We start from the raw sequence: 13,655 nt of genomic DNA on the forward strand, positions 1-13,655 counted from the left end.
GGGAAAACGTCCGACACAGGAGACACGCCCTTAGTGTCCGTCGTCCGGCGAGGCGGTCTCGGGATCCACCGATGCGTTCGTGTAGGCGGCCCAGAGCATCTCGAAGGACTGGTCAATCAACGCTTCGTCCAGTTCCGGACCGTCGTTGAGATGCTCCTGCACCAGGTGCGTAACCGTGCCGATGAAGAACGACCCGTAGACCGACTGCGGGAGATCGGGAAAGAGCCCCTGCTCCACTCCGTCCCGGTGGATTTCTTGAAACGGGGACCGCAGGTCTTCGGGCTGAGCCCGCTGGGCACGCCGGAGGTAGGCCGACGACTCGTACTGCAGAATAAAGCGGTAGAGCCGGGGGCACTCCATGTAGTTCTGGATGACGGCCCGCCACGTCATCCGAAGGCGGTCACGCACCGAAGCGTCCTCGTCGAACCCCATGTCCAGGATCGACTGGTGCGCCTCAGCCCGTGCCTCCGCGTACAACTGGTCGACCAGATCGTCCTTGCCGTCGAAGTACCGGTAGATGGTTCCGGCCCCGACCCCCGCGGTCTCGGCAATCTCCGACATGGACGTGCCGTGGAATCCCTGCTCGTCGAACAGACAAAGCCCCGCCTTGAGAATGTCGCCTCGCTTGCCCGGTGTGTCTTCGATCGGCTCACTTTGTGGTTTGGAATGAACGTTCATTCAGTTAATTCAGAATGCCCCTGTGCGTTTCGACCGAGCCACCGATTCACGCGGACCTTCATCCCCCTTCATGTTTTCTCTACCACGCAGCCGGCTCGCGATGCCCCCGGCAACGAACGGCCTCCACGATTCATGCGCGTATGAAACAAAAAAAGGACCGCCCCACGGAGGGGACGGCCCTTTGGTGTCCGGCGGATGTAGAACTAGAGGTCGAAGCGCAGGCTCAGTGTGCCGGTGAACGCACTGGTGGAGACGTCCTCGAAGTTGTTGGCGTCTCCCAGATCGGTGAACCCAATGTTGTACCGCCCGTCGAGGGCGATCTCACTGAGCGGGCCCTTGTTCAGCGCGTAGGCGATCTCTCCACCCACGACGCCGCTGAACTCCGCGTCATTGAAGCCATCGTCGGCGTCTTCGCCGTCGATCTCGCTATTGGTGACGAAGCCGAGGGCCGGCCCGACGTATATGCGCGGGGTCACCGGCGCAGTCGGGGCGCTCAGCTTCAGCAGCACCGGAATCTCGATCACGTCCTGGCGGACGCGGATGTCATTTCCCGCGGCGCTGTTGTGATTCTTCGTGCCCCGTCGGGAGTAGAGCACCTCCGGCTGAACGGCAAAGGCCTCGTTGACCTGGTAGTTCAGGAAGACCCCGCCCGTGAAGCCCGGCCGAAAGTCATTGGAGGCCACGTCGTCGCCGTAGAAGGTCGCCTGCGTGACGCCGCCCCGGACGCCGAGGTCAATGGGCGACTGGGCCTGGCTCGACATCGGCAGGGCGAACCCTACCAGAAGTGCCAGGGTTGCGATCGAGGCTGTGAGTTTCGATGTTACAGTTTGCATGGTCTACAAGTGGTTGTTGTGCTGTGGATTGTGTGACACAGGGGTGCTGCGACGGATAGGGTGGTGCCGTCGGTCGCAGCGCGCCCTGTGTTTTCTTTTGTGGGCACCGGAGCAGCCTCACCGGTGCGGGGGAAGGCCTTGACCCGAGCAGCATCCTCGATGCGGACGCTGCCCATCGGCCTACTTGGCGTAGCGGAATGAATGTTCATTCAGAAAACCCGCATGTTAAGTGGTCGTTCCTCTGCCCGGGAGGCTTCACGGGGTTTCCCACCGTCTCTCACAGGGCTTTCGGCGAACCGCCGTGTCCCGTCGTCTCCGGGGGGCTCGGGCGTGTCCGCACGGCCCAGCAGGCAGAATGATTGCGGGAGAGTCTTCACGGGAGGCGCTCCGCGATCCGATGAGTAGCAATCGATGAGTATCAATTCGGGCTTCTGTCCTACTCAACGGTCCTTCGTTACGCCGGGGTCGTCGCCTCTTCTCACATCTCTTTCCCTCCGACGCATCCACCGGGGGCCAAGGGGCGGACGCCGACGAGACGGGTCCTTCCCCGCTGTAACGGGCCCGAAGGCCCCTCAACGAACAGCCCAGTTGCGCATCCGCGCCCCAGTGTTTTTGCCATGCCTCGTGCAGGCCGTTCCCACCGTTGTCCCGTCTCTCCCTTCCCTTCCTGACCTCGCATCATGACCGCCGAACACGACCGCCTCGACGCCTCGGCGGCCCCTGGGGCCGACTGGAAGACGTGGGGCCCCTACCTCGCCGAGCGCGCCTGGGGCACCGTTCGCGAGGACTACAGCGCCACCGGGGAGGCCTGGGAGCACGTTCCCCACGACCATGCCCGCAGCCGCGCCTACCGCTGGAACGAGGACGGCCTGGCGGGATTCTGCGACCGCGACCAGACCGTCTGCCTCGGCCTCGGCCTCTGGAACGAACGGGACCCGATCCTCAAAGAGCGCCTCTTCGGCGTCACCGGCACGCAGGGCAACCACGGCGAGGACGTCAAGGAGTACTACTACTACCTGGACTCCACGCCGACCCACTCGTACGCGAAGATGCTCTACAAGTACCCGCAGGTCGCGTATCCGTACGCCGACCTCGTGCACGAGAATGAGCGGCGGAGCACGGACGATTCGGAGTACGAGCTCGTCGACGCCATCGGCGACGCCCTGAAAGCAGGTCGCTACTTCGACGTGTTCGTGGAGTACGCAAAGGCGGGCGAAGAAGACATTCTCTGCCGCATCACAGCCCACAACCGCGGCCCGGACGCCGCGCCGCTCCACCTCCTCCCGCAGGTCTGGTTTCGCAACACGTGGTCGTGGACGCACGACGCCCCGCGGCCGGAGATGGAGGCCACGGACAACCGTGAGGTGCGGCTCCGACAGGAGGCTCTCGGGGAGCGGTGGTGGTACGCGGAGGCCCCCGACGGGGCGGCGGTCGACCTGCTCTTTGCCCACAACGAGACGAACCGCGAGCGCCTCTTCGGGGCACCAACCCCGAGCCCCTACGTCAAGGACGGGATCAACAATTGCGTGGTGGAGGGAACCGCGGACGCCGTCCACCCCAAGCAGCGTGGCACGAAGGCGGCCGCACACATCCACACCGAAGTGCCCGCCGGCGCGGCCCGCACGGCGGAGATCCGTTTCACCCCCGAGCGCAAACAGCGCCCCTTCGTGCACTGCGACCGGCTGATCGACGACCGGCGGGACGAGGCCGACGCGTTCTACGACGCGGTGCAGCGCGACGATCTGTCCGACGACGAGACGCGCATCCAGCGGCAGGCCTTCGCCGGGCTCATGTGGTCGAAGCAGTTTTACCACTACGACGTGGACCGGTGGCTGGAGGGCGATCCGGCCCAGCCCGACCCGCCGGAGGGCCGCTGGCGCAACCGCGGGTGGGAGCACCTCAACAACAAAGACGTCGTGTCGATGCCCGACGCCTGGGAATACCCGTGGTACGCGGCCTGGGACCTCGCCTTTCACATGATTCCGGTCGCCCTCATCGACGCGGAGTGGGCCAAGCGGCAGATGGTCCTCCTCACCCGCGAGTGGTACATGCACCCGAGTGGCCAACTGCCCGCCTACGAGTGGGCCTTCGACGACGTAAACCCGCCGGTCCACGCCTGGGCCGCGTGGCGCGTCTACCAGATCGACCGCAAGCAGCGCGGCACGGGCGACACCGAGTTCCTGGAGAAGGTCTTCCACAAGATGCTGCTCAACTTCACCTGGTGGGTCAACCAGAAGGACCGCGACGGGCAGAACATCTTTCAGGGCGGCTTCCTCGGCCTCGACAACATTGGCGTCTTCGACCGCAGCCAGGAACTGCCCACGGGCGGACACCTGGAGCAGGCCGACGGCACCGCCTGGATGGGCATGTTCTGCCTCAACATGCTGGCAATGGCCCTGGAGCTGGCCAAGACGAAGCCGGCCTACGAGGACGTGGCCACCAAATTCTTCGAGCACTTCGTCTACATCGCCCACTCCATCAACGACACCTGCGGGGGCACCGGCCTGTGGGACCCGGAGGACGGGTTCTACTACGACACCGTCCACTGCCCGAGCGGGGAGATGATTCCGCTCCGGACCCGCTCGTTTGTGGGGCTTATTCCCCTGTTTGCCGTCGAGACGCTGGACAAGGAGCAGCTGGCGGAGCTGCCCGACTTCCGACGCCGCATGAACTGGTTTATCGAAAACCGCCCCGATCTCATGGAGCACCTCACGCTCGATGCGGGGGACGACGACAAGCCGCGCGTGCTGCTCTCGCTGGTCGATGAGGACCGGCTCCGGCAGGTCCTCGGCCGCATGCTGGACCCCGACCAGTTCCTGTCGGACTACGGCCTGCGCTCCCTCTCGAAGGAGCACAAAGACGCCCCCTTCACGTTCAATGCCGACGGGCAGCAGTTCTCCGTGCAGTACGAGCCGGCGGAGTCGCGGAGCGGCCTGTTCGGCGGCAACTCGAATTGGCGGGGCCCGGTGTGGTTTCCGGTCAACTACCTCATGATCGAGTCGCTACAGAAGTTCGACCACTACTACGGCGACGACCTAACCGTGGAGATGCCGGAGGCCGACGAGCCCCAACCGCTGTGGGACGTGGCCGGGCACCTGTCCCGCCGCCTCACCCGCCTCTTCCGGAAAGACGAAAACAACGAGCGTCCGGTCTTTGGCGACGAAGAGCTCTTTCAGGAGGCCCCACACTGGCAGGATAAGCTGCTCTTCTACGAGTACTTCCACGGGGACAACGGGGCCGGCCTCGGCGCGAGCCACCAGACCGGCTGGACCGCCCTCGTGGCCAAACTCCTCCAGCAGAGCGGCGGCTCCAAAGATGATTAATGTTGTGGGGTGCGAGTTGGTGGGGCTTTGAGTTCGAGTTTGAGAGATTCTGCATTTCGCACGCCCCTCGTTGCTTCCCTGTCGGCATTGTCCCCCTGGAGCCCCAAAACCCCAAGGCCCCCCACAACCCTTAACGAAAACGCCCCCATCCCCAAGCGCTCCCACACGCAAGATGCTCGACGTGGCCCGTGATCGTTGCAGTGATCTGGACATCGCCCAGGCCCGCGAGTGGCTCGTCACGAATGGGATCGGCGGGTACGCCTCCGGCACCGTGGGCGGCCCCCGGACCCGCGCCTACCACGGCCTCCTCGTGGCCGCGCTCGATCCGCCCCTCGGCCGCACCCTGCTCGTCTCGCACGTCGACGAAACGATCACCCACGACGACCGCGACTACGACCTGGCCACCCACCGCTGGGGCGACGGCACCGTGGCGCCCCGCGGCATCGTGCACCTGGATCGCGTCCGCCTGGAGGGCACCGTGCCGGTGTGGACGTACACGCTCGGCGATGCGCTCCTGGAAAAGCAGGTGTGGATGGACGAGGGTGCGAACGCGACGTACGTGCAGTATCGGCTCCGGCGGGCCCGGGCCCCACTGACCCTCCGGGCCAAAGCGTTCGTCACCCACCGTGACCACCACGCCCCCACGCAGGCCGGCGACTGGCAGATGAACGTGTCGGCGGTTGACGAGGGCCTGCGCATTGACGCCTACGATGGAGCAACGCCCATTTTTCTGCGCAGCACCAGCGCCGAACTCACGCCCGCCCACACCTGGTACCGCGACTACGCGCTGGCCGTGGAGGCGGACCGGGGCCTTCCGGACCGCGAGGACCTGCTCCACGCCGCCACGGTCGAGGCCCCACTCGCCCCAGGCGACACGCTCACGCTCACGTTCAGCACCGAGCCCAACGCCTCCCTCGACGGCCCCGCGGCCTGTGCCCGTCGACAGGATCGTGATAAACAGTTGGTGACACAGGCGGGCCTCGACGACGCCTCCGCCGACATCCAACATCTTGCCCGCGCCGCCGACCAGTTCGTGGTGGACCGCCCCACCGCGGAGGACCCGGACGGCACGTCCATCGTCGCGGGCTACCCCTGGTTCGGCGACTGGGGGCGCGACACGATGATCGCCCTCCCCGGCCTCACGCTCACGACCGGGCGGCCCGACGTGGCCGAGCAGATCCTGCGCACCTATGCTCACCACGTGGACCGGGGCATGATTCCGAACCGCTTTCCCGACCAGGGCGACACGCCGGAGTACAACACCGTGGACGCGACGCTCTGGTACATCGAGGCCATTCGCGCCTACGTCCACACGACCGGCGACACGGAGTTGCTCCGCGACCTCTTCCCGGTCCTTCACAACATTGTAGAATGGCACGTGGAGGGCACGCGGTACGGCATCCAGGCGGACCCGAACGACGGGCTCCTGCGGGCGGGCGAGCCGGGGGTGCAGCTCACGTGGATGGACGCGAAGGTCGGCGACTGGGTCGTCACGCCCCGCATCGGGAAGCCGGTGGAGGTGAACGCCCTCTGGTACAACGCGCTGCGGAGCCTGGAGGCCTTCGCCGAGACGCTGGGCGAGCCCGCCGATGCCTTTCGCGAACGGGCCGACCGGGCCCGGACGGCGTTCGGGCGCTTCTGGGCCCCGAAGTGCGGCCACCTGAAGGACGTGATCAATGGCCCGAACGGCGACAAGCCCCACCTGCGCCCGAACCAACTCTTCGCCGTGTCGCTGCCGTACAGCCCCCTTTCGCCGGAGAAGCAGCGCGCCGTTGTCGAGACCTGTGCCGCCCGCCTCTACACGCCCCACGGCCTTCGCAGCCTGTCGCCCGACGATTCGGACTACGTTGGCGCCTATCGGGGCGGCCGCGAACACCGGGACGGCGCGTACCACCAGGGCACCGTTTGGAGCTGGCTCATCGGGCCGTTCGTCAAAGCGCACCTGCGGGTGCACGACGACCCGGCGACGGCCCGTGCCTACCTTGCGCCCCTGCGTCGCCACCTAGCGGGCCACGGGGTCGGGAGCATCAGCGAGATTTTTGACGGCGACGCCCCCTTCACGCCCCGCGGCACGCCGGCCCAGGCCTGGGGGGTGGCGCAGCTGCTGGAGGCGTGGGCCGCCACCGACGAGGCGCAAACAGCTTCGTAGAAACGAGGCCCCACGGTTGCCTCCCAGCGCCAGGGCAGGACCGCTCCCCTGTAACACTCGTTTTGTTTCTTGGACCTCCTGTGGAAGGAACGGCCGCGGAAGAACAGACCGGCGTCCGCCCCGAGCACGACCGTAGAACATCCGTCATACTGATTCGCCCCGTGAAAAGCGCTTCTCCCGTCGAGCACGCCGTCCCGACCGTGCTCCGTCGCTGCTGCTGGCTTGTTGGTCTTTGCCTCGTGGTGGGTGTCGGTGGGTTTTCGGAGGAGACCGCTCCCCCCCAGACACCTTCTACAGAGGCAGAGTCGGATTCAATTTCTGCCCTTCCCCTTTCGGAGAGCCCGCTCTCGAAGCAAACCCTCACGGCCTGTACCGACAGCACGCTCCAGAAGCAGCTCCACCAGGAGATCAGCCGATCCGAGTGGACGGAACTGATGGAGCAGGGCAACCTGGCAATCGGGGTGGTCGACCTGTCCGTGCCGGCGGATCCCCACTACGCGGCAGTGAACGGACACCACATGCTGTACGCCGCGAGCCTGCCGAAGATTGGTATTTTGTACACCGCCGTTCGCCAGATGGAGTACGGAGGCCTGCGGCCGTCGCCCGCGGTGCGCAGCGACCTGCACAAGATGATTCGGGTGTCGAGCAACGCCGCCGCCACCCGCATGATTGACCGAGTGGGCGGGCTGCGGGCCGTCAACCAAGCCCTGGAGCACGCGCCCGCGTCCCTCTACGACCGGGACCGGGGCGGCGGAATCTGGGTGGGCAAACGGTTTTCCTCGGACTCGCGCCGCCGGCCCGATCCGCTTGAAGGCCTCTCGCACGCCGCCACGGTCCATCAGGTGGCCCGCTTCTACACGATGGTCGCCACCGGACGCCTCGTCAATCGGGCGCGCAGCGCACAGATGCTGGAGATTCTTTCCAATCCGGGCCTGGACCACAAATTCGTCCACGTGCTCCGGCGCCGTGCCCCGGAGGCCTCCATCTACCGCAAGTCCGGCTCGTGGCGCACCTGGCACGCCGACTCGGCCCTGGTCTGGGGCCCGGAGCGCCGCTACGTAATCGTCGCGCTCGTGAAGGACGCGCAGGGCGGCCGCGTCGTGCGCGAGCTGCTTCCGATGGCGGAAGCGGCCCTTGGCCTCTCTTCCTCTCGCTCGAACTCCTGAGCCCTGGCCTTTCCATGCAGATCTCCAAGTCCCTCAAGACCGTCAGCCCTCGTGGAGGTCCGCGACGATTCGCTCGATGAAGGTGGCCAGCGATTGGTGCTCCACGGCCGAGTTGACCCGAAGCACGTTCGACATCATCGCGACCATGTAGACGCGCCCGTCGGCCGTCTCGACGATGGCGATGGAGTTCATGTAGTTGAACCGGTTGCCGGTGTAGGGCTCGCAGGTAAACCCTTCCTCCTCCTCGCAGCTGTAGAGGCTGCCGGACTTGAAGTAGACGGCGTCGTCGCGCAGGGTGGGGGCCGAGGCGTAGCGGATTCGGTTTCCGGTCATGTAGAGGAGCCGCTTCAGCTCGAGGCTCGACCACGGGTCGACGATCCGCCCCTGTTCGAGGCGGAGCATCCACCGCATCAGGCCCTGCGGGGTGCCGATGCTGCCCCCCGGGACGTCGATGCGGCGACTGGCCGTGTGCGTAAAGAAGCTGCCCAGCCGCCACATGCGCTCCGGAATGCCGGCGGCGTCGAGCGGCTTGTGGACGACGCGGTGCGCAATCCGGCCGAGCGAGTCCGCCGGGGTCGACTCCAGAAACTGCTGCTCCCGCTCCTCGGACGCCGGATACTCGTCGCCGAAGGCCCGCATGAGGGTTGCCTCCTTCCACACCACACTGGCCGCCGCGTTGGAGCTCGGCGAGAGCATAAAGTCGACCCACTCGTAGAGCGAAAAGACGTCCGAGGGCCGTGGCTGACGCCGGGTGTATTCGTTGGTCTCCGGGTCGAAAAGAGGGATGGTGTGGTGGTCGGACACGATCCACTGGCCGGCCTGGACCGTGTGCTCTTTGAGCAGCGCCCGTCGCCGTTCGGGGCGGTCCGGGTAGCGGCGCCTCAGCTCCGCGAAGAAGCCAGTGGCGATGGCGAGCTTGCCGACGCTGCCGGGCTGGTAGCGATTGGTGGGGCGGAGCTCGGCGTAGCGGGCCGGGGCGCCGGGCGTGATGTCGAAAACCGTGATGCCGTAGCTGTCGTCCCGATCGGCAAAGAGCCGCTCCAGACGCCGCTGCAGGGCCGGGTCGGGCGCCGGAACGGTGTCGAGGGAGTCCGCCCCGGGGAGATGCAGTTGGATGTCCATCAGTGACTTGCGGGCGCCCTCGGGCGGCAGGTCGCCCTCCAGCTCGCCGTTCTGCACTCGCTCCAGGTACAGCAGGCGGCGGATGCCGGTGAGGTCGTACCCGTCAATCGGGTACGGGAGGTGGAACGCGGCGAGGAACGCAACGAGCCCGGCACAGAGGGCGACAATCAGCGAACGGCGCATGACACAGCTCATGGATTTGATTCGTGGCGTTTCGTGTGAGCCCGACGACTCCACTCTCGTCAGCGGGGCCGCGGGGCCGTGAGGTCGACGGTCGGGCGCGGCTCGGCCTGCGCGTCGAGCGTTCGGTAGTAGGATCGAGCCTTGCCCGGGCCGGCCTCCACAAAGGGACGGACCTGAAAGAGCCAGAGCGTGCCGTCGCGGAAGCCCAGCTCCACGTCGTACGGCCCCTCGGAGGCGACGCCCGGCACGGAGGGGAGGCGGTCGCGCAGGGTCTGAGCCAGGCGGCGCAGGCGCTCCCGATTGGCCGCTGTCAATACTGGTCGGTGGAACGAGGTGGCCCTCGTCTCGACCCCGCCCTCCGGCGGGAGTACCGTAATGGTGGGGGTGCGAAGCGGCGAGAGCAGGGCGGCATCGTGTGCGTCGTCGCTGTCGTTCTCGCGGGGGCGCACCAGCGTCATTTCAGTTGCCTCACCCTTTACGGCCCCCGCCACCCCTCGACTAAAGGAAAGAGTGAGGGCCTCGGGACCGCCCTCCGACACGCCCGTCGTAATAAGGACGCCGGACTTGTCCGCGTTGACGCTCTCGGAGAGGAGCACAGACGGGTAGACATGCTCCGGATTTTTGAGGACGCGCTGCCGCCATCGGTAGCTGCGCTCGGTATAGGGGGAGGCCCAAACCTGCCGGACGGCGTCGAAAATCGCACTCGAATCGACCACGTTGGGCCTCGTTAGGTTGAGGCCGGCCCCGGTAAAGGTGGGCAGGTCCTCCATGTTGGTGTCGCTGCGGACGAAGACGCCCACCTCTCCCATCGGCCCGCCGAACACATCGCGGAACGTGCGGGTCAGTGCGGCCCGGAAGTCGTCCCGCAGGGGCATGTCGCGGATGGCCATCCGCAGCGTGTCGAGCCGGCGTCGCACCCGGAGAGGCGGATCCCCCCGGCCCGCCGGGGCCGTTTCGAAGGTCGCCGTCAGGTAGTCCCAGTACGACCCGTTGGTCCCGGGCATCGGCTGATTCATGTGGGCGCGGAAGACGCCGAAGGGAATCGCGAGGCCCGGCGAGACGTGGTCGGGGAAGAGGGCGTTGAGCTGGCCGAGGTTGGCCGCCTTTGGGCCCACGATGCGCCCCCCATCGGAGGCCCGGAGGTCTCGGAGTGGGCGGAGATCCGTCTCGGCCAGCTCCATCGCCTCGGTCTCCACCGTGATCAGGGTGTCGGCGGACGCGGGGGCGACGAGGCGGCGCTCGATCTCGGTCATGCGCTCGGCCGGCACCATGCGGACCGTTCCCTCCGGCGACACGGCGAGGAAGACGCGGGTGCCGTCGTAGCGTGTCAGGGCCTCGATCTGATCGGCGGTGATCGCCGCGGTGGGAATGCCGAGGTTGCGGGCCAGGAGCTGCACGTGCGAGACCGCATTGCCGCCGCTCGACGTCAAGAGCCCGGCCACCGGCGAGAGGTCGGGGGGCACGTGCTCCAGGACGTACAGATCATCCTCGTCGAGATCGGTCGCGGGGGGCAACTCGGTGACGACGTGCAGGGTGCCGGCGGCGACCCCGGCGGTGAGGCCCCGGACGCGCCCGGTGTCGTCGAGGTCGAGGAGGCGATGCTCGCGCCCGGCCACGCGTGCCTGGAGGCGACCCAGCGTGCCCGCCACCCGCCCAAGGGGAAGCAGCACCGAGTTGCGGATCCGATCGTCGATGAAGCCCCGGGCCGCCGGCTCGAAGGCCGCGTAGCGGTTCACGACGTGCTGGTAGTGGGCCGTCGTCATGGCGGTGCCCCACTCCGCCACGCGCCGGAGTGCATCGACCCAGCGGTCAAAGTCGGATCGAGAAACCGTAGACGCCGCCGGGAGGGCCAGGCGGTCGGAGACCCGTTCCCACTCCCACAGCTCAAGGTGCCCGGCGCCGGCCGCGGCCCGGGCGAGCGCCGCTCCTTTCTCGAGCAGGCCGCGATGCCGGTCGGGGGTCCAAGCGGCGGCGCGGCGGAGCAGCTCGGTTTCGAGAGATACGGAAAGGGCCAGGGCCGTGCGTCGGTAGTCGGGGTCGAGGGTTGGGAGACCGCGTCGTAGACGGAGGAGCAGCCGGCTGCCCCGCTGCACGCGCTCGTCGGCCGCCAGCGACGGCCAGTCCGACACCAGGGAGCGGGCCGCGTCCGTGAGGGCGTGGTCGGCAGGCAGCGACGCGACGTGAGACTCCAACCGATCGGCCCCGTCGGAGGCGTAGACGGCGGTGAGGTCACGCTCCAGTTGGGTCAGCTCGGAAAGAAGCTCGTCCGAAAGGGTATCTTCGCGGGCTCGTCGAAAGTCACGAACCCGGCCGAGCACCGACGAGTCGGGCTGGCCGTGAATTCTCACGCGGAGGGGCATGAACGCCGACAGGGAGTCGGCAATGGCCTCCGAGGTGGCGCGGATGCGCTGCTGCACGTTGCCGGCACCCCCCTGCGGAAGGTCGCGGACGGCCTGGCGCAGGAGATAGAAGTGCGAGCGGACCCGGTCCTCGTCGCGGAGCATGTGCCGGAGAAACGAGCGCCCCCATTCCGCCTCGTCTTCTGCCTGGAACGCCCCGCGGTAGTACTGGGCGCGGCGCAAAATCCACCCGTCGTCGACGGCGTAGAGGTACCGGCCGAGCTGATACTGCTTGAGACGGCTGTGCCGGTCGCCTGCATCCCAGAAGGCGTCCGTGTCGGTCCCCGCCAAAATCTGCCCGAGGTACAGCCCGTGTCGCGTCTGCAGGGCCTTCGCCTCCGGCTTCAGCATCGCGTGCTGGAGGCCGCCGGGCGTGTCGCAGCGCTCCCGCGCTGGAATGACGCTGCCGTCCGGGCAGAACCACCGGATGCCGGCGTACGGCCCGCGGCGGTCCTCCTTCCAGGACGCAACAAGGGCCTCGATGCGCTCGGTCGACGCGGGAGCGACATCGGCGGACGGCGACTGGGCCGTGGCCGAAACAGGAGCTCCAACCAGAAGGCCTACGACGAGAAGAATCTGCGGTGGAAGGAGAAGGGAGCCGTCATTCACAGTGCCGGGAGCAGGATGTCCGTGGTGTAGAACCAACGAAGGGTCGGATGTGTGCTCCGGAGGGCCAGAACGTTTCGTTCGCCCGGAGGCCTTCGAATTCGGGAGAAGCGCCCTCCGGGAAGAGGCGTCAACCGATCGTCGACATTCCCACGACGAGCGTATACACCACGGCACCCATTACCAGGAGGGCAGCGCTGCCGTGCACCCACCGCCGGTCGGTGATGATTAGCCCCCCCAGGAGAGACGCGAGCCCCACGTTTACAGCGATATTTTGTACCAGGCGCGCAGTTTCAACGATCTGGGTGTCCTGCACGGCCCACGCGGCCCCGCTGAACAGCTGGCTGGCGACCAGCAGCCCAATGAACGCCCCGAAGAACCACCGGCGGTGGGCCGCCGAGAAGTAAAAAGCCTCCAGGTCGAGAGCCGCCTGCGAGTCGCTTGTCCGGCCCCGATCGGTTCCCAGACGCGTCCGGTCCGGGTCCGGGAGGGCAAACGCGCAGATCAGGTACAGGAGCAGAAACCCCAGCAGCACGGGCGTGAAGACGGCGGCGTGCGCCAGCGCCTCCTTTTGGAGAAACCGGAACGACTGCCACCAGATCTGCACGATTACCAGAAAGGCGATGGCCGCCCAGGCCAGGGGAAGCCAGTGCCAGTGCACCGTCCGGCTGGGCCGCACGAGCTCGCGGAGGCTCCGGGCCAGATCCGTGAGCCCGAGGCCGACGATGATCGAAACGAGGGCGATCAGGTATTCGAGTTGAGACATGAAAACGGGGGCCGCGGGGCAACCGGAACGCACGCTGTCGACACGTAACCGTACACGACGCACAGGTTCGGGGCCTCGGCGACCCTACGAATCCGTGCGGGAGGCTGCCCTCGGCCCGGAACCGAGACGATTTTCCAACACGAGACGGTCGCCCAAGCGATCCCCCCTCACGTCTCGAGACAGTCGATCGGCTCTTCGGCACCGTCCCCGGAAGGCTCTGCCTGGACGGCGGCCTCCTCATCGAGCGTCTGGTTGAGGGCCACGAGCCCGGTCTTGAGGCGCTGGACGAGGCGATCGCGCGTGCCGGGACTGAGCGAATCGTAGCACCCCTCGCGCAGTGCCCGAAGCGCGTGGCGGTGATGACGGCGTGCCTGCTGCAATTGGTCGGTCACGGGAGCAAGGAGACGGGTGCGGGGGACGGGCGGCCGTG

9 protein-coding genes are annotated in these 13,655 nt (G+C 67.1%); 3 read left to right on the plus strand and 6 right to left on the minus strand.

Annotated elements, in window-relative coordinates; translation table 11 throughout:
- Window positions 1-30 precede the first annotated feature (30 nt).
- Together B7R93_RS02300 and B7R93_RS02305 are read right to left on the minus strand one after the other, a co-directional pair.
- Window positions 31-678 (minus strand): TetR/AcrR family transcriptional regulator, encoded by a 648-nt coding sequence (locus B7R93_RS02300; RefSeq protein WP_103019239.1) that lies wholly within the window; start codon window positions 676-678, stop codon window positions 31-33.
- A 203-nt stretch (window positions 679-881) separates the two neighbouring features.
- Window positions 882-1,511: a porin family protein gene (locus tag B7R93_RS02305; protein ID WP_103019240.1), complete on the minus strand. Its 630-nt coding sequence runs from the start codon at window positions 1,509-1,511 to the stop codon at window positions 882-884.
- 680 nt (window positions 1,512-2,191) lie between these two features.
- Here B7R93_RS02305 and B7R93_RS02310 point away from each other — a divergent pair.
- The 3 genes from B7R93_RS02310 to B7R93_RS02320 all read left to right on the plus strand — a co-directional run bounded on the left by B7R93_RS02310 (window position 2,192) and on the right by B7R93_RS02320 (window position 8,149).
- A complete protein-coding gene (locus tag B7R93_RS02310) occupies window positions 2,192-4,834 on the plus strand; it encodes an MGH1-like glycoside hydrolase domain-containing protein (RefSeq protein ID WP_103019241.1) in 2,643 nt (880 codons plus the stop codon).
- Between the two features lie 172 nt (window positions 4,835-5,006).
- Entirely contained in the window at window positions 5,007-6,983 is a 1,977-nt protein-coding gene (locus tag B7R93_RS02315) for an amylo-alpha-1,6-glucosidase (RefSeq protein ID WP_103019242.1), read from the plus strand.
- Window positions 6,984-7,144: 161 nt separating this feature from the next.
- Window positions 7,145-8,149, plus strand: a complete 1,005-nt coding sequence (locus tag B7R93_RS02320; RefSeq protein ID WP_157942158.1) for a serine hydrolase — start codon at window positions 7,145-7,147, stop codon at window positions 8,147-8,149.
- A gap of 42 nt (window positions 8,150-8,191) precedes the next feature.
- Here B7R93_RS02320 and B7R93_RS02325 read toward each other — a convergent pair whose 3' ends face one another.
- From B7R93_RS02325 to B7R93_RS02340, 4 genes are all read right to left on the minus strand, one after another.
- The gene (locus B7R93_RS02325) at window positions 8,192-9,454 is read right to left on the minus strand and encodes a serine hydrolase (protein ID WP_103019244.1); all 1,263 of its coding nucleotides are present in this window, start codon (window positions 9,452-9,454) and stop codon (window positions 8,192-8,194) included.
- A gap of 59 nt (window positions 9,455-9,513) precedes the next feature.
- The gene (locus B7R93_RS02330; RefSeq protein ID WP_103019245.1) at window positions 9,514-12,462 is read right to left on the minus strand and encodes a PEP/pyruvate-binding domain-containing protein; all 2,949 of its coding nucleotides are present in this window, start codon (window positions 12,460-12,462) and stop codon (window positions 9,514-9,516) included.
- 127 nt (window positions 12,463-12,589) lie between these two features.
- On the minus strand, window positions 12,590-13,225 hold the full coding sequence (locus B7R93_RS02335; protein WP_103019246.1) for a hypothetical protein: 636 nt from the start codon (window positions 13,223-13,225) through the stop codon (window positions 12,590-12,592).
- A gap of 167 nt (window positions 13,226-13,392) precedes the next feature.
- Window positions 13,393-13,617, minus strand: coding sequence for a hypothetical protein (locus B7R93_RS02340; RefSeq protein WP_103019247.1), 225 nt, complete (start codon window positions 13,615-13,617; stop codon window positions 13,393-13,395).
- Window positions 13,618-13,655 lie beyond the last annotated feature (38 nt).

Source organism: Salinibacter altiplanensis, assembly GCF_002894645.1.
In the GTDB taxonomy this organism is placed as follows: Bacteria; Bacteroidota; Rhodothermia; order Rhodothermales; family Salinibacteraceae; genus Salinibacter; species Salinibacter altiplanensis.